Source organism: Rhodohalobacter sp. (assembly GCF_041686455.1).
Classification (GTDB): Bacteria; Bacteroidota; Rhodothermia; order Balneolales; family Balneolaceae; genus Rhodohalobacter.
The window spans coordinates 1-22,107 of record NZ_JAWLDW010000039.1 but is presented as its reverse complement, the minus strand read 5'-3'; the positions used below and the strand labels follow the sequence as shown (position 1 = coordinate 22,107).

At 39.4% G+C, this 22,107-nt stretch carries 21 protein-coding genes and 1 tRNA gene; 14 read left to right on the top strand and 8 right to left on the bottom strand.

Annotated features, from left to right (window positions below; translation table 11 throughout):
- Window positions 1–306 precede the first annotated feature (306 nt).
- The 3 genes from ACESM0_RS06770 to ACESM0_RS06760 all read right to left on the bottom strand — a co-directional run bounded on the left by ACESM0_RS06770 (window position 307) and on the right by ACESM0_RS06760 (window position 5,293).
- Window positions 307–2,505, bottom strand: a complete 2,199-nt coding sequence (locus ACESM0_RS06770; protein WP_372904913.1) for a carbohydrate binding family 9 domain-containing protein — start codon at window positions 2,503–2,505, stop codon at window positions 307–309.
- A gap of 6 nt (window positions 2,506–2,511) precedes the next feature.
- Window positions 2,512–3,990: an SLC13 family permease gene (locus tag ACESM0_RS06765; protein WP_372904911.1), complete on the bottom strand. Its 1,479-nt coding sequence runs from the start codon at window positions 3,988–3,990 to the stop codon at window positions 2,512–2,514.
- 82 nt (window positions 3,991–4,072) lie between these two features.
- Window positions 4,073–5,293, bottom strand: coding sequence for a putative sugar nucleotidyl transferase (locus ACESM0_RS06760; RefSeq protein WP_372904909.1), 1,221 nt, complete (start codon window positions 5,291–5,293; stop codon window positions 4,073–4,075).
- A 199-nt stretch (window positions 5,294–5,492) separates the two neighbouring features.
- Between ACESM0_RS06760 and glmS the strand changes: the two genes are divergently transcribed.
- The 5 genes from glmS to ACESM0_RS06735 all read left to right on the top strand — a co-directional run bounded on the left by glmS (window position 5,493) and on the right by ACESM0_RS06735 (window position 12,837).
- Window positions 5,493–7,334, top strand: a complete 1,842-nt coding sequence (glmS, locus tag ACESM0_RS06755; RefSeq protein WP_372904907.1) for a glutamine--fructose-6-phosphate transaminase (isomerizing) — start codon at window positions 5,493–5,495, stop codon at window positions 7,332–7,334.
- A 40-nt stretch (window positions 7,335–7,374) separates the two neighbouring features.
- The gene (locus ACESM0_RS06750) at window positions 7,375–7,938 is read left to right on the top strand and encodes a helix-turn-helix domain-containing protein (protein WP_372904905.1); all 564 of its coding nucleotides are present in this window, start codon (window positions 7,375–7,377) and stop codon (window positions 7,936–7,938) included.
- Window positions 7,939–8,055: 117 nt separating this feature from the next.
- Window positions 8,056–8,499 (top strand): heavy-metal-associated domain-containing protein, encoded by a 444-nt coding sequence (locus tag ACESM0_RS06745; RefSeq protein ID WP_372904903.1) that lies wholly within the window; start codon window positions 8,056–8,058, stop codon window positions 8,497–8,499.
- A gap of 83 nt (window positions 8,500–8,582) precedes the next feature.
- On the top strand, window positions 8,583–10,523 hold the full coding sequence (locus ACESM0_RS06740) for a copper-translocating P-type ATPase (protein WP_372904901.1): 1,941 nt from the start codon (window positions 8,583–8,585) through the stop codon (window positions 10,521–10,523).
- A 355-nt stretch (window positions 10,524–10,878) separates the two neighbouring features.
- Window positions 10,879–12,837 carry a response regulator gene (locus tag ACESM0_RS06735; protein WP_372904899.1) on the top strand — a complete coding sequence of 653 codons (1,959 nt, stop codon included), beginning with the start codon at window positions 10,879–10,881 and terminating at the stop codon, window positions 12,835–12,837.
- Here ACESM0_RS06735 and ACESM0_RS06730 read toward each other — a convergent pair.
- Window positions 12,832–13,275 carry a GNAT family N-acetyltransferase gene (locus ACESM0_RS06730; RefSeq protein WP_372904897.1) on the bottom strand — a complete coding sequence of 148 codons (444 nt, stop codon included), beginning with the start codon at window positions 13,273–13,275 and terminating at the stop codon, window positions 12,832–12,834. The genes ACESM0_RS06735 and ACESM0_RS06730 overlap by 6 nt on opposite strands.
- A 62-nt stretch (window positions 13,276–13,337) precedes the next feature.
- Here ACESM0_RS06730 and ACESM0_RS06725 point away from each other — a divergent pair, with 62 nt between their 5' ends.
- The 9 genes from ACESM0_RS06725 (at window position 13,338) to ACESM0_RS06685 (ending at window position 20,140) form a co-directional block, all read left to right on the top strand.
- A complete protein-coding gene (locus ACESM0_RS06725) occupies window positions 13,338–13,664 on the top strand; it encodes a phage holin family protein (protein WP_372904895.1) in 327 nt (108 codons plus the stop codon).
- A gap of 203 nt (window positions 13,665–13,867) precedes the next feature.
- Window positions 13,868–14,134 carry an HPr family phosphocarrier protein gene (locus ACESM0_RS06720; protein ID WP_372904893.1) on the top strand — a complete coding sequence of 89 codons (267 nt, stop codon included), beginning with the start codon at window positions 13,868–13,870 and terminating at the stop codon, window positions 14,132–14,134.
- A gap of 11 nt (window positions 14,135–14,145) precedes the next feature.
- Window positions 14,146–15,852 carry a phosphoenolpyruvate--protein phosphotransferase gene (gene ptsP / locus ACESM0_RS06715; RefSeq protein ID WP_372904891.1) on the top strand — a complete coding sequence of 569 codons (1,707 nt, stop codon included), beginning with the start codon at window positions 14,146–14,148 and terminating at the stop codon, window positions 15,850–15,852.
- A 255-nt stretch (window positions 15,853–16,107) separates the two neighbouring features.
- Complete coding sequence (locus ACESM0_RS06710; RefSeq protein ID WP_372904889.1) at window positions 16,108–16,410, top strand: isoamylase early set domain-containing protein; 303 nt, start codon at window positions 16,108–16,110, stop codon at window positions 16,408–16,410.
- Window positions 16,411–16,416: 6 nt separating this feature from the next.
- Complete coding sequence (locus ACESM0_RS06705) at window positions 16,417–17,211, top strand: biotin--[acetyl-CoA-carboxylase] ligase (RefSeq protein ID WP_372904887.1); 795 nt, start codon at window positions 16,417–16,419, stop codon at window positions 17,209–17,211.
- A complete protein-coding gene (tilS, locus tag ACESM0_RS06700) occupies window positions 17,180–18,529 on the top strand; it encodes a tRNA lysidine(34) synthetase TilS (protein WP_372904886.1) in 1,350 nt (449 codons plus the stop codon). Before ACESM0_RS06705 ends, tilS begins: the two co-directional genes overlap by 32 nt.
- 3 nt (window positions 18,530–18,532) lie before the next feature.
- Window positions 18,533–19,099, top strand: a complete 567-nt coding sequence (gene hpt / locus ACESM0_RS06695) for a hypoxanthine phosphoribosyltransferase (RefSeq protein ID WP_372904884.1) — start codon at window positions 18,533–18,535, stop codon at window positions 19,097–19,099.
- A gap of 89 nt (window positions 19,100–19,188) precedes the next feature.
- Window positions 19,189–19,277, top strand: a tRNA-Ser gene (locus tag ACESM0_RS06690).
- A 266-nt stretch (window positions 19,278–19,543) separates the two neighbouring features.
- Window positions 19,544–20,140, top strand: coding sequence for a hypothetical protein (locus ACESM0_RS06685; protein ID WP_372904882.1), 597 nt, complete (start codon window positions 19,544–19,546; stop codon window positions 20,138–20,140).
- Between the two features lie 144 nt (window positions 20,141–20,284).
- Here ACESM0_RS06685 and ACESM0_RS06680 read toward each other — a convergent pair whose 3' ends face one another.
- The 4 genes from ACESM0_RS06680 to ACESM0_RS06665 all read right to left on the bottom strand — a co-directional run.
- Window positions 20,285–20,860, bottom strand: coding sequence for a sensor histidine kinase (locus ACESM0_RS06680; protein WP_372904881.1), 576 nt, complete (start codon window positions 20,858–20,860; stop codon window positions 20,285–20,287).
- 91 nt (window positions 20,861–20,951) lie between these two features.
- Entirely contained in the window at window positions 20,952–21,302 is a 351-nt protein-coding gene (locus ACESM0_RS06675) for a PAS domain S-box protein (protein ID WP_372904879.1), read from the bottom strand.
- Between the two features lie 94 nt (window positions 21,303–21,396).
- Window positions 21,397–21,816, bottom strand: a complete 420-nt coding sequence (locus ACESM0_RS06670) for a secondary thiamine-phosphate synthase enzyme YjbQ (RefSeq protein WP_372904877.1) — start codon at window positions 21,814–21,816, stop codon at window positions 21,397–21,399.
- A 3-nt stretch (window positions 21,817–21,819) separates the two neighbouring features.
- A partial coding sequence (locus ACESM0_RS06665) for an SDR family oxidoreductase (RefSeq protein ID WP_372904875.1) occupies window positions 21,820–22,107 on the bottom strand: 288 nt, incomplete at its 5' end.

The following is a 22,107-nucleotide window of genomic DNA, read 5'->3' as shown; positions in this document are numbered from 1 at the left end:
ACTACACCCTGCAAGACCAATAAAAACTAACATCATTAACAGAATGATAAGTGGTGGTTTACTCTTTGATAGTATGTTTCTCCAGGCATTTGTATTTGAAGTAATCATAGACTAAGAATTTAGATTGAACTTGAGATATTCATTATTGATGTACTGGCTTCTGTTTAGCCCATACAGGATTTAGAGGGGAAGGGTTGCCTCGAAGCAGAAAAATTTTAGATATACAGAAAAAGAGGTAGAGAGCTTGAAACTATCAGAGATAGGTTTTAATGAAAATAAAGCATTGATAATATTTAATATGTAGTATTAATAAAATGTATAAGTATACTTGACAAGCATCGTACGGTTTTCAAATCGCGGAAGGGTTGGAGTAATGCGATTTAAATCCCGATTGGATAGTTCACTGTAAACGATCCAGAAATCGTGTCCTTCACTGAAGTTATACCGAAACCTGGCATTTGTGCCAAACTGTTTGTCCAAATGGTTGTATTGGGAAAGTACCTGAAGTGAAAGGTGTGTATTTAAAGCTGCAATAGATCGGACCCTAAACAGGTGTAGATATTCCGATTGGTTTCTATCCGGAAAATGAAGGTAATTTAGCTCTGCATCAGCACTCAACTCAAAATGTTTGGATGGATTCCATGCCGGTGAAAATTTCACTGAATACTGCTCGCCGTCATAAAATGTTCTGGCTCGTCCTGAAATAGCCGCTCTTAATTGACGGGATCCAGGCATGCCGTACTCAGCTTCAACTCCCCAAAACGTGTAGTTTCCGGGTTCTACAAAAGCATTATCACTAAAGAATAGCGGGAGCCTGATATCTTCGTACCAGAGACTTGCGGTAAATTGTATATCCGTGTTATTTTTTAATTCAATTTCCCAAGGTTGTTCTAATAAAAAAGTTTCTACGGAGTGATCCTCATTTCTTAAGATCAGAGAGCCTTTCAGGGACGGATTGATGATCCGGATGGGGGAATCGACAGGACTGAAGTAACCGTAAGCAAGTTCCAGATCGAACTGTGAATAGTCGAACCGTGTATTAAATCCCACTTCCGGCAAATAGAGCTCTCCGGACCGAAGGGCTGAAAAATTGTAGTAAAATCCTCTCGATGTTCTCTTCAAAAGATTGATTCGAAAAAGGGTCTGTTCAATGAAGTCGGAGTCTGTTCTGTCATCAAATGTTGTAGCTGTTTTAAGATCCAGGTAGTGATTGCCAATAAAATTGTAGAGGAGATCGAACCCGGCTCCAACATTATAACTGCCATCACCACCCAGCCGGTTTGTGATCATCGTGCCTGCATGCGAATTTTGATTGATAACATTTCTCTTTGCGCGATAGATTCCAAAATTCTCGGAGGGGAGATTGATATCATCAAGCTGATCTGTTTGCATGTTCAGAATGCCAATATCCCATTTCCCGGTACGTCCGGCTAAACGGGCACCGGCAAGTATCCGAACCTGCTGTCCTTGTTCAAGGCCAATTCTTCGGCTGTAGAACAGTGCATTGTTTCCGCCAAGATTGAAATCAAAAATATCTGACCGTTCCTGAAAAAACTGTCTTTTTTCCGGGAAGAACAGAGGAGTTCGGGAGAGGTTTACCTGTGCTTCATCAGCTTCAACCTGGGCAAAATCAGTATTTAAGGTAATATCCAGATTCATATTCCCTGTAATGGGATATTTAATATCCAATCCGGTTTCTGTCACGTAATCAGTTTCGATTTGGTAGGCGTTACCATCACTATTCAGGAAATTTGATTGACTAAATCCTCCTAGAAGGTAAGGCGTGACGTAAAACGGTTTTTGATACTCAATTCCTGTAAAACGGACTTTTTGGGCCTGAGTAGGTTTCGTAAATCCTCTGGACCATTCAGGAGCAATATCGGGAAAAATGTGACGCTCAGATCTGCTGGCATCCCACCGATAGGTGATCAGTCCCATGATCACTTCATCGTTTAATTCTTGAAATCCAAGGCTGGAAAAGGGAATTCGAATTTCCGCAAACCAACCTTCATCCGTGATTTCAGTTGCAGCATCCCAATATGTATTCCAATCCCTGTTAAAGGAATTACTTCCTTCAGAATCGTTCGAAACCTGCTGATCAACGCGAACACCTGTAGGAGTGACAAAAAACCACTTTGCATTTTCATTATCATTGTATGAGTCGAGAATAACTGCAAAAGTTTCGTCTCCGCTGTAGCGATCCCTGTAGAGAGTGTTGGCTACAATTCCGTCAGGATTGGAATCATAGAGTTCACCGGCTACATATAGATATTCATCATCGTAAGCCACTTTGATTACGGTTCTATTCGACATTTCGCCTCCGTAAACTGGCTGGTAAACAGTCATAGGGAAGGGGTGAATCTCGTCCCATGCCGGTTCGTCCGGAATTCCGTCAAGGGTCACATCGGATGAAATCCTCTGAATGTTTATAGGTGTTTTTTTACCAGTAGTCTGTAGCGGACTCTGCAACAGAAGTGCAAGAGCAAAAGTTAGCAGAAGGTTCATGTTTTTCTAGTTTGCCCAATCAGGAATAATTCCAATTTCAATCCCAAAAACATAAGCGAATAGAGTGTAACAGGCGATACTTAGGATCAGTGAAACGATAATATTCAACCAAATTCCCGCTTTGGCCATCTGTGGGATAGAAACTTTCCCGCTCCCGTAAATGATGGCATTTGGTGGAGTGGCAACCGGGAGCATAAAAGCACAGCTTGCCGCAATTGCTGCGGGTATTACGAATAGAAGTGGATTTTGTCCAATGCCTACGGCTGAAGATGCCAGGATTGGGATAAATGCTGCGGCAGTGGCAGTATTACTGGTAATTTCAGTTAAGAAAACAACGATCAGGATTACTACCAAAAGCAGAATGATAATGGGAAGTGCATCCAAACCGCTTACACCCTGTCCAATCCAGGCGGCTAATCCGGTTGAGCTTATCGCCGCGGCTAAACTGAGACCACCGCCAAAAAGAATGAGTATGCCCCATGGTAAATCCCGTAAATTATTCCACTGTAAAAGCATTCCGCCGGAGCCTTTACCGTTGGGCACAATAAATAGTACCACTCCGGCTGTAATTGCAATTCCGGCGTCAGACAAGCCGGGAATAATTTCTGAAATGAGAGGTCGGAAAATCCATAAAAGTGCCGTGGTTGTGAAAATAACGGCAACTCGAAATTCAGGTTTGGTGATTTTACCAAGTTTTTCAAGTTGATTTAGAATAATCGACTTTCCACCCGGTAACTCTTTCATTTTAATTGGAAAAATGAAGCGGCTCAGAAGGAGATACATAATCGGAAGAAGTAGAATTACTAATGGTACACCCACCATCATCCATTGAGCAAAACTTATTTCGATCCCGTAATTTTCAAGCATGAATGCTGCCATAAGAGCATTAGGAGGCGTTCCAATCAGTGTTCCGACTCCTCCGATATTACATGCGTAGGCAATGGATAGCAGGAGTACTATTTCAAAATTGGTAATAACGGGCTTTTCACTATCTCTCTTATTTTCTACAAGCTGAAGTACAGAAAGTGCAATCGGAAGCATCATTAAGGCTGTGGCGGTATTGCTAACCCACATACTCAGAAAAGCAGAAGCAATAATAAAGCCAATAATAATTGAAGATGGTTTTACGCCCATCACATTTACAATGTTGAGAGCAATTCGTTTATGCAGGTCCCAGGTTTGCATTGCTATGGCAATAATAAATCCTCCCAAAAAAAGGAAAACCAAAGGATTTGCATAGGGTGTTGTTGCATCGCCAATTGGAGAAATTCCGAGTACAGGAAACAGAACAATAGGGATCAGAGATGTGGCGGCAATAGGGATTGCTTCAGAAATCCACCAGGTTGCCATGAGTATGGCAACGGCGGCTGTTTTCCATGCAGCGTCATCAAGTCCTTCCGGAGCGGGAAGGAAGAGGAATATGAGAAATAGGATGAATCCAAGATATAGCCCAAATCGAGATGAATCGGCAATTCGATTTAACATAGAATCATTAAATTAAAAAATGCGCACTGTTACATAGACAATCGAAAATGGAAAAACCCCTATTTACGTATGTAAATATTTGTCAGAAGCTGGTAGAGTCGAATAGTGCCTTCATCATTTTTTTATACGCAGGTGTTAGTTCAATACTGCGGCGCTCCATCATCTTTTCCATAGCTTCAATTGCTTTTTCAAAATGATAAGGTACAATGTCGTTTCCGCTAACCCAGCTAAACGACGGGATATATTTTGGAGGATACCCATCAGAAAAGAGATTACAACATACACCGCAAAGCGTACCTGTATTTAGCATAGAGTTAATACCTGTTTTGCTGTGGTCTCCCATAATTGTACCGATAAATTGCTGTCCGGTATCAACCATTTTCCCGGATCTCCATTCGGTAAATTTAACCGTGCTGTAGTTATTTTTGAGATTTGATGTATTGGTATCTGCGCCGATATTTACCCATTGGCCAAACACAGAGTTTCCTGCATATCCATCGTGTGCTTTATTTGAATAGGAGTGAAATATTACGTTGGATATTTCGCCGCCTACTTTACAAACCGGACCGATTGTGGTGTCTTCGTATATTTTGGCTCCCATCTTAACTACCGACTTTTCGCAAATTGCAGATGGCCCGCGTACTACGGAATTCGCCATAACATGCGCATTTTTGCCAATATAAATGGGGCCTTTATCGGCAACAAGCATAGCACCGGGCTCAATAACAGCTCCCTCATCTATGTATATATTCTCCGGTTTAACGAACAGAGTGTTGGGAAAAATTTTCTCTTCTCCATAGGCTATTTTTTTGGATAAAATGAGGTCATTTTTAATTTCATTACCGTTTAATTGAAACAACTCCCAAATATTTTTAACAATAGTATTTCCTTTTGGACTAATATCAGAAATATCTAATGTATTTAAATCTACACCTGATTTGCTCCACTTGTTATGTTCTTCCGGCGGTATTAAAGCAGCTACAAGAGATTCTTCACATAATAGTCCCTGAGAAATTTCTAACTGCTTTATCTGTTCAATTAAATGTAAATTCGGAATAAATCGAGGATTAATCCATAAAACGGCCTCATGTTCTTTATTTACTGAGGGTATTTTGAATACTCCTGACATGTGTTGGCGCACGGGGCCACCTAATGCAGGATTACTGGGCAGACCGAGTGCATACTTCCATTTTTCAGCAAGAGTAAAAATTCCAACTCTCAAATCGTAAACGGGCCGAGTGAGAGTTAATGGATGGAAATTTTCCATGTAGTGATCTTCGAAGAAGGAGTATTGTAATTTCATTATATTTTGATTTCCTTTTCAGGGAATTCTGATTTGTTGTCTTGATGATTTACGAATTGTTAAATAACAAATTATTTTCAATCAAACGTTATGAATATTATGTGCACTTTAAAAAAGTACATAATGATACAATGAAGAGTAAATAAACTGATTAAAAAACATATCAGTTAAATTCAGATCAATAAAATAAAGATAGACTATGTGCGGAATAGTAGGTTATGTAGGTGATAGAGACGCCGCTGAAGTATTAATCAAAGGGTTAAAAAGGCTTGAGTACAGAGGGTACGACTCTGCCGGAATTGCCATCATGAATGGAGAGTTAAACATTCAAAAAGGTAAAGGCAAAGTAGCCAACCTGGATAAGAAAGTATTGGAGAATAGTGTAAAAGGCCATATTGGTATTGGTCATACACGCTGGGCTACTCATGGTGAGCCAAATGATGTAAACTCTCATCCCCATTTAAGTGAATCCGGTAAAGTTGCCGTTGTGCATAATGGAATTATTGAAAACTACGGTTCCTTAAAAAGATCTCTGACGGAGAAAGGTCGGACGTTTATGAGCATGACTGATACTGAAATTATTGCTCAGCTCATTGAGGAAATTTATACAACGTCTAAGAATGTAACTTTTGAAGAAGCTATTCGCCTCACCTTAAAGCAGATTGTGGGAACGTACGGTCTTGCAATTGTAAATCTGGATTCTCCTGAAAAGATTTACATCGCCCGAAAAGGCTCTCCACTTCTTTTGGGAGTGGGCGATAATGAGATGTTTATTGCATCAGATGCTTCTCCGATTGTAGAATATACCAACAAAGTGGTTTACCTGGATGATGGTGAAATGGCAGTTGTAGAGCGTGACGGTTATGAGGTTAAGACAATTGAAGATGTAAGCCTGACGAAAGAGGTTCATGAACTGGCAATCAGTTTGGAGGCGATTGAGAAAGCGGGTTATCCGCACTTTATGTTGAAAGAGATTTTTGAGCAACCCAGGTCAATGGCTGACTGTATGCGGGGGCGAATTGATCCTGATAAAGGCACCATACAACTTGGGGGTATTGCAGATGTAATGGACGATCTGGCTAACGCCAACCGGGTTATAATTGCTGCCTGCGGAACCAGTTGGCATTCAGGCTTGGTGGGAGAGTATCTCTTTGAGTATTTGGCAAAAACACCCGTTGAGGTTGAGTACGCATCTGAATTTCGATACAGCGATCCACTGATTGGTGAAGGGGACGTGATGCTGGTCATTTCTCAAAGTGGAGAAACAGCTGATACACTTGCAGCACTCCGTGAAGCAAAAGAGCGTGGCGCTATGGTTCTGGGGATCTGTAATGTGGTCGGCTCAACTATATCAAGAGAAACGGATGCCGGAGTGTTTACTCACGCAGGTCCCGAAATCGGGGTCGCCTCAACTAAAGCATTTACTGCTCAGGTTGTTGTATTGACGATGATGGCACTGGCTCTTGGTATTAAAAAGGGATATATCGACAATAAAAAAGCGAAGAAGTATATCAAAGAACTGGATGCCATTCCTGATAAAGTGGATCAGATTTTAAAGGAGTGTGATGATGATACCAAAGAGATGGCTAAGATGTTTACGTATGCACCCAACTTTCTATATTTGGGACGGAGCTATAACTTCCCGGTTGCACTGGAAGGAGCACTGAAGCTTAAAGAGATCTCCTATATTCATGCCGAAGGGTATCCTGCAGCGGAGATGAAGCACGGACCGATTGCCCTGATCGATGAGATGATGCCGGTTGTTGTTATTGCGGCCACTACTCATACCAATGACAAAATGATCTCGAACATTGAAGAGGTGAAAGCCCGTAAGGGGCGTATTATTTCCATTATGAATAAAGAGAACAGTGATGTAAAAGATCTGTCGGAATACTCCATCTCGATTCCATCAACGTTTGATGTTTTTTCACCGCTTCTTACGGTAATTCCATTGCAGCTTCTCTCATACTATATTGCAGTGAACAGAGGGTGTGATGTGGATCAGCCCAGAAATCTGGCGAAGAGCGTTACCGTTGAATAGCGAATGTAATCTTGTAGATTTAAGTTCGTTATAATGAACTATGAAGTTATCGGTTAAAAATATGGTCTGTCCCCGTTGTGTGGAATCTGTTTCAGATATCCTATCGGGGATGGACTATCCTAACGCCCATGTTGAGCTGGGTTTTGTTGAATTGGACAGAAAATTTACTGAAACAGAACTGGATCTGTTTAGTGAACGTCTTCAATCCAAGGGATTTGAGCTCATTTTTGATAGAGAGACCGAACTGGTTAACGATGTGAAGTCGGCTCTTATTAAATACATTGACCACCTGGAGCATTCAAGGACGCCGGATAAGCTCTCCATTTTTGTATCAAGACAAACAAATTACAACTATTCCTATCTGAGTAAAGTCTATTCCGATAAGACGGGTTCAACGATTGAAACTCATCTGATTGAGATGAAAATAGAAAGGGTAAAAGAACTGCTCAGTTTTCGAAAATGGACCCTCAGTGAAATTGCGTGGAAACTGAAATACAGCAGTGTACAATATCTTTCCAATCAATTTAAAAAAGTGACCGGGTTGACCGTCACGGAATATCGGAAGTCTGGTGATACAGTGAGGAAATCCCTCGACACAATATAGCCCAAAAATATTACACATCTCTGCATTCGCTACATAACATCAGCGGGCAATTTCTTCTTTAACTTAAGAACAGAAATGAAAATAGCGATAGCTGATTAGTACTAAGTATATAATGTTATGAAAAAGCGTATTCAAATAAATGGCATGCACTGTGCGGGTTGCGTTAACTCTGTAGAAAAAGCATTGGAAAAAGTTGAGCAAGTTAAAGGCGCAAGCGTTCAGTTGACTACTGAAAGTGCCGAAATTGAAGTTGAAGGTAGTGATTTTCCTTTTGATGAAGTTCGTGAAGCTATTGAAAATGCAGGTTATGAAGCGGAAGAGCCTAAAAACGATTCAGTCACTTTTCAAATCGGAGGAATGCACTGTACAGGTTGTTCTTCTGCGGTAGAAAAAGCCATTCAAAAACAGAGTGGGGTTGTAAGTGCAAATGTAAATCTTGCTGCAGAAAAAGCATTTGTAGACTTTGATAGTTCACAGATATCAATCGACCAAATAAAAGAGAGTATTGAGAACACCGGTTATGAAGTGATCGACGAGCAAAAAAAAAAGCCAATAAGTTAGAGCAGAAAAGAGAGAGAGAAGAGAAGAAACTTTCTGCAGCCAGGCAGAAAACGATAAGGAGCTGGTTTGTTACGGTTCCGCTTATGATTTGGATGCTTCTCAGTATGGTGCTGGGAATTCAGATTACTTCGCACCTTGTGATGGAAATTGCTATGGTTTTGGGCGCCGGTTACGTACTTTTTGGCCCGGGATATGAAACACTTAGAAGTGCATTGATCTCATCCAGAAACTTAACTCCCAATATGGATGTGCTGATTGCCCTGGGTACAACTGCATCGTTAATTACAGGTCTGGTTTCGCTTGCTCACATGCTCGGTTTGATACAGTCCGCATTCTACAGTTTTGCCGGAATTGCAGCTATGATCATGGCATTTCACCTGACCGGTAGATATATAGAGGCAAAAGCGAGAGGCAGGGCTTCAGACGCTATTACAAAGCTTTTAACACTGGAGGCGAAGACTGCCCGTATAATCAAAAACGGGATGGAAGAAGAAATTGAAATTGATAAGCTGAAGAAGGGCGACGTGATGATTGTCAGGCCCGGAGAAACCATTCCAACAGATGGGGAAGTTGTGGATGGCAAAAGCTCAGTTGATGAGTCTATGGTTACCGGAGAATCAATGCCGGTAATTAGAGAGAAGGGAGATGAGGTTATAGGCGGTACGATCAATACGGAAGGCTCCATTCGCGTGCAGGCAAAAGAAGTTGGGGAGAATACATTTCTGAACCGTGTCATTCAAATGGTGGAAGAAGCTCAGGGGTCCAAAATTCCAATTCAGGATTTTGCAGATAAGGTTACTGCGATATTTGTACCGGTAATCCTTGTTCTCACAGCAATCACATTTACTGTTTGGCTAATTTTCCCGGAATCACTTCGGCCTATTTTATTATGGGCAGACTCTTTTATTCCCTGGATTATCACAGATCTGGAACCGGTTAGTCAGGCATTTTTTGTGGCCCTCGCAGTTCTGGTCATTGCATGCCCCTGTGCTTTAGGGTTAGCTACTCCCACAGCACTGATGGTGGGAACAGGACTGGGTGCTGAAAACGGCATTCTTATTCGAAAGGGGGAATCTATTCAGCGTTTACAAGAGGTCACAACGTTTGTTTTTGACAAAACCGGCACATTGACAAAGGGGGAACCGGAAGTTACGGATTGGTTTGAAGTGGGGAATAGTGATATGAATCTGAAAAAGATGATTGCTGCTGCTGAGAATTACTCGGAGCATCCAATAAGTAAAGCCATACTAAACTATACGGGGACAGATAATCTGCCGGCTTCCGAAGAGTTTGAATCGTTTACCGGAAAAGGAGTGAAGGCCGTTGTACAAGAATCGCGAATTTTAGCCGGGAATGTTGATCTGCTAAAACAATTTTCTATTGATCAGTCAGAACTGGTCCAGAATAAAGCAGATGAACTTCATTCAGCCGGTAAAACAACCATTTTTCTGGTAATAGATGAAGAAGTTGTGGCACTTTGTGGAATTAAAGATACAATCAAACCGGAAACAGCCGACGCTATTCGGGAAATACATCAGCTCGGCTATAAAACTGTAATGTTAACGGGCGATCAGCAGAAAGTGGCAGATATAATTGCAAAGGAGATCGGTATTGATGACGTATTTGCACAGGTAAAACCGGATGAAAAATCTGACGTGATCAAAAGATTACAAGAAGATGGGGAAGTGGTGGCCATGGTAGGAGATGGAATTAATGATGCTCCGGCACTTACACAGTCGGATGTGGGTATTGCACTGGGAACAGGAACAGATATCGCCATTGAATCGGGCAGTATGATTTTAATTGATGGAAATCCCAAAGCGATAATCCGTGCGATTCATTTAAGTAATGAGACGTTTAAGAAAATTCGCCAAAATCTATTCTGGGCATTTTTCTATAATATCATAATGCTTCCCATTGCTATGATTGGATGGATGCATCCTGTATTGGCTGAAATTGCTATGGCTTTTAGTTCTATAAACGTGGTAGGGAATTCTAAACGACTGCAAAAGAAAAAAATCTAGTATGAAGTGTATTTGTGAAGAACTTTATAAATGCAATTTTGTAACAAATACCTTTTTGGATACTCTTTTAAAATACACAGCGATTATAAAGGTTTGTAAATAGTTGTGTAGATGAAAATTTAAAACTTGATTTTGGTTAGGGATATATTTAGATATAATAGTCTCATTTAGCCATTCTTTAAAATTTTTGTGTTCTCTGATGAAAAACTGGAAAAATTTACTCTTTAAGGTAGCTCTGCTCGTAGTTGTCGCAATTGTTGTTTTTACTGGATGATTTAAAAAATAAAAGGCTAATTATAGCTAAGGTCGCCACATTTTTATACATTCAAAACTGAATGCCATAATAAGTGTATAAATGGGAGATAATTTAAAATTTATCAGCGACCATACCGAGCTTTTCGGAAAACTTTTAAATTATACATTTGATGCCCTTCTTGTATCTAAACTGCAAGGCAGTGACCTCCAAACTGTATTTGCCAATCAAACCTACTATTCGATAAGCGGTTTAAGTGAGGATAATGTTATAGGTTCACGTCCACGGATAACGGCCTCTGCAAATTCAGCGAATAACCTATATGATTCAATTCTAAAACATTTTAAAAAAGGTTCACTTTTTGAAACGGAATGTACCTGTTTGAATAAGGCAGGATCACCATTTTGGGCGATTGTTAAATCTTTTCCGCTAGATACAGATGATGAGAAATTTTGTGTTACGATTATAAAAGAGATCACTATTCGTAAAAAGCGTGAAAACGAATTAAAAAAAGCACTTCAAGAAGCCAAATCGTCTAAAATTGTAAAGGATAAGTTTCTGGCTAACATGAGCCATGAAATGAGAACTCCACTCAATGGAATTCTGGGAATGACTCAGCTTTTGGAAGGAAAAGACTTAGATGAAGAAAATGCAGATTACGTGGAAGAGATTAAACTCTCTGCCGAAAATTTACTTGCCATTGTAAACGATATACTGGAATTCAACTTTTTAAAATCTACCAATTTTAAATTAGAGAACAGAAAGTTCAACATTCGTAAACTACTTCGTCAGGTTGTAGATAATATCAGAAGCCAAACTGAGGAGAAAGGATTAGACCTTGAATTGGTAATTTCTAAAAATGTACCTGAGTACTTGGTTGGAGATTCTGTTAGACTTTCCCAAGTTCTGATGAACATTTTGAGTAACTCAATAAAGTTTACAAAAAATGGTGAAATCGCAATTTTTGTGACGACCGGAGATGTGGAAAATGGTAAAATTCCAGTAAAGCTGATGATAAAAGATACCGGCATTGGAATTCCTGATTCGATGATCAATAACATTTTTGAGAGCTTTAGTCAGGTTTCGAAATCTACATCCTACAAGTTTGGAGGCGCAGGCCTGGGTCTTTCTCTGGTGAAGCAGTTGGTAGGCTATATGGATGGAAAGATAGATGTTGAAAGCACTGAAGGTGTTGGAACTGCTGTCTCATTGCAAATCCCGTTCTATTTACCCGATAAAGCTGTTGGTTTTAAAACGTTAAAAAGTTCAGAAACCGACAGTATAAAGGAGAGTTTTAGCGGGGACAAAATTTTAATCGTCGATGATTATACCGTAAATCGCCGGATTGTAAAGGGGATGATGAAAAAGCTTGGTGTGGATGCTGATGAAGCGGAAGATGGCAGTGAAGCTTTGGAAATGATAAATCAAAACAACTATTCTGCAGTATTTATGGATGTACATATGCCGGGAATGGGCGGTTTGGAAGCAACCAGGAGAATTCGAGAACATGATGAAAAATCGAAAAGGGATGTACCAATTATCGCTATTACGGCATCAGTGTTGGACAGGGATATTGAAGAGTGTAAACAAGCGGGTATGGACGGTTTTATCGCCAAACCGTTTACCTACGATGAACTTTACAATAGCTTTAAAGAATTTATAAAGAACGGCAGATCTTCAAATTCTAAAACACCTGAACAGTCTAAGGACTTTTCAGGATTGGATCTTAATAACTTGTATGAGTTAACCGGAGGAGATGAGGATCTTTTAAAAGAGATAATGGAGCTCTTTTTGAGTCAAACACCTGATTTGATGAGTAAAATAATAACCCATTTCAATAGTAGTGAGTACGACAAGGTTAAAGAGTTTTCACATACGCTAAAACCAACTTTCACCTACGTGGGAATGGAAAAAGCTACAGAGCTTACAGAAAAGATTGAGTCGATGGCCGGTGAAAATAATCCAGACGCTGGAAAGCTGGAAGAGTTAATTAGTGAATTGAATGTAATTTGCACCGAGGCAATAAATAAAGTTAAGTCCGCTCTTTCTTCGATGTCATAAGTATCGAGCCATTTGGAGGTGAGGAATTCCATCGAGAATATAGGTTTCTCCAGCTGACTTAAATCCAAGATTTTTATAAAACTGCAGGAGATGAGCCTGAGCTTCAATCCTGATAGATTTATGGCCGGTTTCTGCAATGCGATCAATGGATTCCAGCACGATTTTTTTTCCGTAGCCATTCCCTCTGAATTTCTCTTTTACAACAATTCTGCCAATCGAGATCTCGTCGAACTTAACCTTAGGTGGAACAATTCTGCTGTATGCTGCCAGCTCATTACCAACCTTAAGCAGTAAATGTTTAGAGACGTCATCTAAGCCGTCAATATCTTCATAAACACAATTTTGCTCTACGATGAAAATATCCTGACGCAGTTTTAAGATGTTATAAAGCTCTGAGGGAGACATCTTGTCGATTCCATGGAAAAGAATAAATTTCATGCGGGGTAAACTTTTTTTGGTTTTTCACGTAAGCTCAGGAAAATGTAACGAATCTCAATGCTATGTTAAAAATACTACTCATAAACAGTCTGGTAATATTTTTTGGTGCTTATCTTTTAGACGGTGTGTCAGTGAAGAATTATTTCACCGCATTGGGAGTCGCTATTTTGCTCGGTTTGGTGAATATTTTTATAAAACCGCTTATTATTTTTCTGACCTTGCCGCTAACCATTCTAACCTTGGGGCTATTTATTTGGGTGATAAATGCCTGGATGTTAATGTTGATTGATAAACTTGTTATAGGTTTTACTATTCGAAACTTTTGGTGGGCACTATTTTTTGGACTATTTATTTCTGTACTAAACGGAATTCTATTCAGGATTTTCTAATCAAATAGAGTTCTATAAATAGATAATAATTGTGGTTCTAAAAGTGACCATCTTTTTTCTTATTTTATGATTCTGTTATAAAAAATAAGCCAATCTTCGCTTGGAGATTTAGCAAAAGAAGTTCACTTTTTATATGCGTTTTATGTTAAATAACAGTCATTTTATAACCCACTACAGCTCATTTAATAGTATTTCTACACCTGATGATCAAAAAAACTGTAACAGTAAAAAACGAAGCGGGTTTACATGCCCGTCCTTCATCCGTACTCGTAAAAACTGCATCTAAATTTGAATCTGATTTTTACATTAGTATGTATGGATATAAGGTAAATGGGAAAAGCATTTTGGGCGTTATGACGCTTGCAGCGGAGTCTGGAGCAGAAATGGAACTTATCTTTGAAGGAGAGGATGAACAGGAAGCGTTGACCGCTATTTCTGAACTATTTGAAAATAAATTTGAAAACAACTGAAATAGTCTGTTATGGTAGGTCGAATTGAATTTAAGGGTGTGCCGGCAGCCGGTGGAATTGGAATCGGAAAGGCACATTTTCTGCAAGAGAGACAGAATGAAGTAAGCCCTGAAAAAATTCATCAGGATGATATTCAACTCAATATAGACAAATGTAATCGTGCTTTTGGGGCACTGAAAGAAGAGTTTATCAAACTGAAAGAGGATGCAGTTGGTGAAGTTGCCGACATTATAGATGCGCAGATAGAATCTTTAAAAGATCCGGAGTTATATAAAACGATTCTCTATAAAATCGAATCAGAACGATATGAAGCTGAATACGCTATTTTCAGCACTCTGAATGAGTATATACATATCATGGAAAACGCTGATGCCGATTGGTTGAATGAGCGTACGATAGACCTGATAGCAATCAGGGATCAGTTGATAGATGTTGCAAGAAACAAAAAACAGGGCGAAGATCTAGAGCCCGGATCTGTCGTTTTTGCGACGAATGTATCCCCCACATCTATGATTGAGCTTAGCAAAAATAGTATTGCCGGATTGGTAATGCAAAAGGGTGGTCTTACATCACATGCAGTTATTCTGGCCCAGTCTTTGGACATTCCTTGTGTGATTGGAGTAGAATGGAAAGTAAAGCGTTTTAAAAACAGTGAAGAAACTATTGTTGATGGAGATCTCGGTATAGTTGTTGTACGTCCATCAGTAAGTGAGCAGAGAGCCTATGATGAGCGTAAGAAAACAGAGCAGAAAAAAGCCGAGGAAATTCTTGAAATCTCAAAAAAGCCAAGTGAAACAGCTTGCGGAAAAAGATTTAAGCTTCAAGCAAATGTGGAGTTTTTAGAAGAGCTTCCAAAAGTAAAAACACATGGTGCTGAAGGAGTTGGACTTTTAAGAACCGAAACCATTCTGTTCCAGAAAAAAGGGTTTGATGTCAATGATCAGCTCGACTTCTACAGAAAAGTAGTAGAGGCTAGTGATGATTCGGATGTTACGGTACGACTGTTTGACGCCGGCGGTGATAAACTGTTAGACGACATGGATACCGAATCAAATCCATTTTTGGGATGGCGTGGAATTCGAATGCTGCTTGATGAAAGTGAGCTTTTGGGAAATCAATTGGAAGCGATATATAGATTATCGGGGGAGTATAGCGGCAGAATCAAGCTTTTGGCCCCGATGGTGTCATGTGTAAGCGAGATACACAGGCTCAAGAAGAGAATATTGGAAGTGAAAGATAGGCTAACCGAAATGGGGATTAAATTTGATCAAAACCTCCCGATCGGTGTGATGGTTGAAGTTCCAAGTGTTGCAATAATGGCGGACAGGGTAGCTAAAGAAGTAGATTTCTTTAGTATTGGAACAAACGATTTAACTCAATACACATTGGCAGTAGATCGAGGAAACGAAAAAATTTCATCCTTATATCAACCATATCATCCTGCAATATGGAAGCTCATTAAAATGACTATTGATGGGGCAAAAAAGAGCAATATTCCGGTGACTGTTTGCGGTGAGATGGCATCTAAACCAAAAACCGCCGCTTGCCTTTTTGGGCTTGGAATTGAAAATTTGAGTATGACAACCAGTGCACTGCCTAGGGTAAAAAGTATGCTTTGTAGCCATACAATGGATAGTATGAGAATTCTTTCGGAACAAGTAATGAATGCGAACTCTCCCGGTGAAGTTCAGATTTTAATGAATAAGTTTGGTGAGTAGCACTCTTTTAGTTGCCGGGCTATGCATTGTTTTGTCTATAGAAATACATAAAAAATACAGTATTTATATTGGAAGATATAGAGACTTAAGAGAGGAAGCGATTCCATGATTTAATAAATCATGACAATATGTTATTATAACTAATTATATAAACACAATAACCGCTTAAAACATAAATATTTTTAATATGGATCTTTATTTAAGTAAAAACATTAGTTATTATTCGTTTTAATAGTTCAAATAAATAGAGATAAAATGATCAGTAAAGCTTATACACCAAAAAGAACAATCTGTAAAGTTACATTTACCATACCCGGTGAGTGGGCAGAGGAAAAAGTAAATCTGGTAGGAGATTTCAATGACTGGGATGAAACCTCTGATTCTATGGAAAAAAACAAAGAGGGAAATTGGGAACTCACACTGAGGCTGAAACCGGAGACTACTTATAAATTCAGATATTTACTGGATGGAGTGACGTGGGAAAATGATGATAATGCAGATAACTATGCACCCAATGAATTTGGAAGTGATGACTCTGTGATCACTACAGGTAAGTAATTTAGGATGAGTCAACTTTTCGATAAAGAGCTTTTTCAAGACAAACTATCTACTCGTTGGCTGGGAAGAGATTTTGAGTATCTGAAGAAGGTTGACTCTACAAATTCGTATTTAAAAAAGATTCCTGCCGAACAGTTGAATCATGGGTTTGTTGTTCTGGCCGATCATCAGGTCAAGGGGAGAGGACAGCATCAAAAAGATTGGGTTACAAATCCCGGTGAAAATCTGACTTTTACGTTGGCTTTAAAACCGGAACGCACCGAGGGCTTAACGCTATTAACTCTCTCTTGCGCTTTGGCGGTGGCAAATGTTCTTCAGATTTACAGCAGGAATTTATTTTCCCTCAAATGGCCAAATGATATTTATGTTGATCATAAAAAAATTGGTGGAGTGTTAACGGAATGCTCCTTTTTAGGTCCAAAACCGGAGAAAGTTCTGATCGGTATTGGGGTTAATGTTAACCAGGAAAAGTTCAATGCCGAAGATACTGAACGCGCTACTTCTTTAAATCAGGTAACGGGGGATAAATTTGAAAGAGAAGAACTGCTAGCCAATATTTTACTTAGGATTGAAAAACTTTATCAAAGCTGGACTAAACGTGAAATTACCGTTCATAAACAAATTAGCAAGTCATTGATTGGCTTTGGAGACTGGATAAGGTTAAGTGTTGATGACGAAGTCATTGAAGGGCGATTTAAATTTTTGGGAGTTAATGAAAAAGGTGAGTTATTAGTATTAAACGAGAAATTAGAGCTCAATACCTATTCACATGAGCAAATTCGAATCATCACCGGTAGCTAAAGCATTTCAAAAATCCGTAAATAACTATCTTCCTGATTCCACGACATTGATTGCCGGAGTAAGCGGCGGCCCCGATTCAATGGCACTTATGTACTTATTGCATCGACTTGAACTAAGTGCAGTTATCGTGCATTGCAACTATCAAATGAGAGGAGAGGACTCTGATAAAGATCAGAGACTCGTAGAGAAAATGAGCGCTTTCTGGGGTTTTGAGTGTGTTTCTGTTCGTTTGGAAAAGGAATCGGCTTCCAATTTTCAGGAGTGGGCAAGAGAGCGAAGGTATGAAGTATTTTATGATTTGAAGCATGAGTTTGACGCAGATTTTGTGACCACGGCACATCATCAGGACGACCAGATCGAAACCATATTACAACGGATTTTAAGAGGGTCTGGGATTTCCGCATGGAGTGGTATAAAACCGATCGAAAATCAGCTCTTCAGACCGTTGATGGATGTGAGCAAATCTGAAATCATGAAATTTGCAGAGGAGTTCAACATCCCCTATAGAATTGACAACAGTAATGAAGAGTCAACGTATGCCAGGAACTTTCTACGTCACAATTGGTTTCCGGAGCTTCAAAACTTTTTTCCTGGATGGCGTGATAATATACTCAAGCTTTCTTTACGGGCAACTGAATTCGAATTAATGACCGGTGAGGTTCTTAAGTCGGTAAAAGATGATGATCGGTCACTGAGCCGATCATATTTTTTAAATTTGCCAGACCCAATTCGTCCTCCCGTACTATATCAGTTTTTAGACGAAGTATCTTTTGATATTAGAGCAAGCAGTTCTTTACAAAAAGTAGCAGAAAAATTAACCGAACTTCAGTCGGGTAAAGCTATTCAGTTATCCGGTGAATATCAGATTATAAGAGATAGGAATCTGTTCACGATACAAAAGCTTAAAAGTGAGCGAAAACCACCGGTCAAAATCAGTTCAGATGATCTCAAACAGATCAAAAAAGTTTATGGTTTACATTTGAAGGTTGATAAGTTCACTGATGAATTTACTTCTGAGACTCTTTCAATGGATCTGTCAAAAATTGCTTTTCCAATTACCATTCGCCAATGGGAAGAGGGGGATTTCATTCGACCACTTGGTATGGAAGGAACACAGCTGATATCCGATCATTTGACTAACCGAAAAATATCATCGGCCAGAAAATCTGAAGCTTTTGTCATAGAATCTTTTGATGGAAATATTTGTGCCGTTATATTCCCTCACCATACTTCGGACGATCAACTAGGGACTATATCAGAGCAGGTCCGCTGTTCTACTGAAACAGAAAAAGTACTAGTCATTCGCAATCAAACGTAATTCATGAATTTGTATACGCCCGAGAAAATTAATGTTCAGGGTGAGGAGTTCAGAGTCTACCTCACTCAGGAAGAAATTCAACAGAAGATTAAACACATAGGCGAAACTCTTAGTCGAAAATTTATGGACAAGAGGCCCATTTTTATTGGTGTTCTCAACGGGTCATATATTTTTCTTGCTGATTTGATGCGATTTGTAAGCATTCCCTGCGAAGTGGACTTTTTGAAATTAAGCAGCTATGGAGATGAGAAGGTCTCTTCCGGGCAAGTCCATGATTTAAAGCAGATTGATGCTGATATCAAAGACCGGCATGTTATTATTGTTGAAGATATTGTAGATACTGGTTTATCAATGAAATATTTGGTTGATAAATTGAAGCAGCATGAGCCGGCCTCCCTGACTGTTGTAACGCTTTTGCATAAAGCAGAAGCCACTAAACATGAAGTTCAGATAGACTATGCTGCATTTAAAATTCCCAATCTTTTTGTTTTAGGATACGGCCTCGATTTTGCGCAAGAAGGAAGGAATCTGGGACAAATCTATATTCAAATCAAAAAGGATGAGGATTAATTTCAATTTATTTGTAATCGAGGTTGCAAAGGGCTTTGAAAGCTTCATATATTTATTGCTCTCAACAAGTTGACAAACAATTCGAACACGGAGAGATGGCTGAGTGGTCGAAAGCGCTCCCCTGCTAAGGGAGTAAACCCCGAAAGGGGTTTCGAGGGTTCGAATCCCTCTCTCTCCGCACTTTTAAGGATGCTATTCCCCGGAATGGCATCCTATTTTTTATTCCTATCAAGTTGGTGATTTCTTTTCTAATTTTAGATTTAATCAGTACGCACCCAACGCATATTACTCAGTGGAAGACGTGAAATATGGTATTTTAAATGGATGAAGAAATGCGAGCAACATGGCAGGATGTGCGGACACGAATGCTCAATTTAAAAGGAAGTTTAAATTGATGGGTTCTCAATCTTCGGATAGATAAATACTAAAACTACGGTAGACTTTATGAAATCCTCACGCCGAAGAGTACTGGAAAAAAGAAGAGAGAAAAATCAAAAGCTGCATAAAATTTCAGAGTACTGTGAGCAGCATGTAATTCCGTGGCTGGATATTTATGGAGAGCTTAAAAGAAACAAGGCAAGTTTTAAACTGGAGTACTTGGCTTCCTCACTTGATGAACCGTTAGAACTTTTAGAAGAAACTCTGATATCATTGCTGAATGATGAAGAAGCTGATCTTATTTCAGGACTGATTTCAACATCAGAACTGCCTGTACATCATAACATGGAGAAATACTTTCCATCACGCCAGCAGTTGCGTTATGTGCCCGGAAACACCTCGGTTTCTTTTGGTTCAGATACAATAAAAATGATACAAAATGCTGTAACAGAACTTCAGATTTCAATGGAAGAGGTCTGTTTTGTGTGTTATCCGATATATACTCCGGTGATCTCTATAAGTGTAGGGGAATTAGTAGAACAGTGCAGTCTATTATTCGAACTTCAGGAGAGTATAGCAATTCTTTCTAAAGATTATACCTGGATTATTTTCAAAAGTCTGGAAGACGAATGGATTTGGATACGACGGAATTCAATGAAATGAACATTTAGAATTCACTGATCAATCAAGGGTAAAACATTTTATTCGTATTGGGCGAAATCCTTCTTTTAAAATGATGAATAAGGAGTCGACGAGAGATCTGTATAGGTTACTTTGCCAAAGTAATAGTGAATGTGGTTCCCTTGTTTACTTCACTTTCCACCTGGATATCCCCCCCATTGCCCGAATATGGTTGTAGACCAGATACAGCCCGATACCCTCACTGTCTTTATTTTTATGAAAGGTTTGGTTGAAGCCAAAAATCTTGTCTTTTACACTATCCATTTCAAATCCAATCCCGTTATCTGAGAAGATGATTTGCCTGTATTCATCTTCCTTTTTTGTCTGGATCAAGATATGAGGGGATGTATCAGGTTTGGCGTACTTTATGGAATTTGTTATCAGGTTCAGAAAAATGCTTTCTAAATATGAACGATTGTATTGAATAGTACCAAACGCTTTCAGTTGGGTCTCAATGTTAGTTTCAGTGTCATTTATAAGTGACTGAATCGATTGTGTAACAGTTGATAAGCAATCTGAAATATCAATTTCTTCAACATCACCGCTAGTATTTTCAGAAAATTTGATGGTATCAATCTGTTTATCTAACATAACTCGCATCTTTTCGGCACTTGTTTTAAGCAATCCGAAAAGTTCAAGGACATCTTCATCTACTACCTGAGAAACATCTAAAATACTCAGGATGCTGATCAAATTACCCAAAGGAGAACGAAGATCGTGAGAGGTTGAATAGGTGAGTTGTTTTAAATCGCTATTTGATTTGGTTAGCTTTGTCAGCTGTAAATTTCGATCCTCAGCTAGAATCTTGCCATGGGTAATATTCTTTCACGGGGATCGATGTCCAAGAGAGCCAAACTGTTTCTCCGTTTTTAGTTACATACCTATTTTCAAAATTCAAGAGGGGAGTACCATTTCGAATTCTTCCACGATAACTTGACGTAATTTCCCGGTCCTCCGGATGAATAAAATCATTGATGGGCTTATTAAGCAGTTCATATTTTGAATAACCCAATAACTTAATTAGTGAAGGATTTACTTTCTTAAAGTACCCATCAAAACCTGCAATACAGAGAAGGTCGGCAGAAATCTCAAAAAATAGCTCCAGATTGTAATTTTGATCTGTTTGCTTAGAACTGGCTTGCATAGATGATAATAAATTCGAATTTCGAAAACTGAAAACTTGAGATCAAATAGTTACGCAATATAAACCATTAAAATGGAATGGCTATTCAAATTTATTATCCCATTAGGGTAACAACCAACCTCCTCGCACCACCCCGATTCCTATGTTCACAAAGATAAATACCCTGCCATGTTCCCAGGTTGAACTTTCCATTTGTTACAGGTACGTATACTGAACTTCCCAGCAGTGAGCTCTTGATGTGAGACGTCATGTCATCCGGCCCTTCTAGTGTGTGTTCAAACAGTGAGGTATCTTCAGGTACCATTCTGTTGAAGTGCGACTCAAAATCTCGTCGGACCGAAGGATCTGCATTCTCATTGATCGTTAAGCCGGCGCTGGTGTGTTGGATAAAGATATGTACAATTCCGGCTTTTATGTTTCGTAGCTCAGGTATTTTCTCTAAAATCTCATCTGTTATAAGATGAAAGCCACGTGGTTTGGATGAAAGAGTAATGGATTTCTGAATAGTTTTCATGATTTAACCAAATATTCCTTTTATGGTTCCACCGTCATGACTAATGGTTTGTCCGGTTACATAACCGCTGTGAGGCGACAATAGCCATGCGGCAAGGGACGCAAACTCCTCCGCTTTACCCATGCGTTTTACAGGAATATTTTCAACCATCTCATTTTTAGCTTTGTCGTAAGATATTCCTTTCAGACTGCTGTTATTTTTGATGACTCTTTCGATGGCGGGCGTTTCGTGCGAGCCGGGAGCCAAGACGTTCACAGTCACTCCTTTATCGGCAATTTCAAGCGCCAAAGA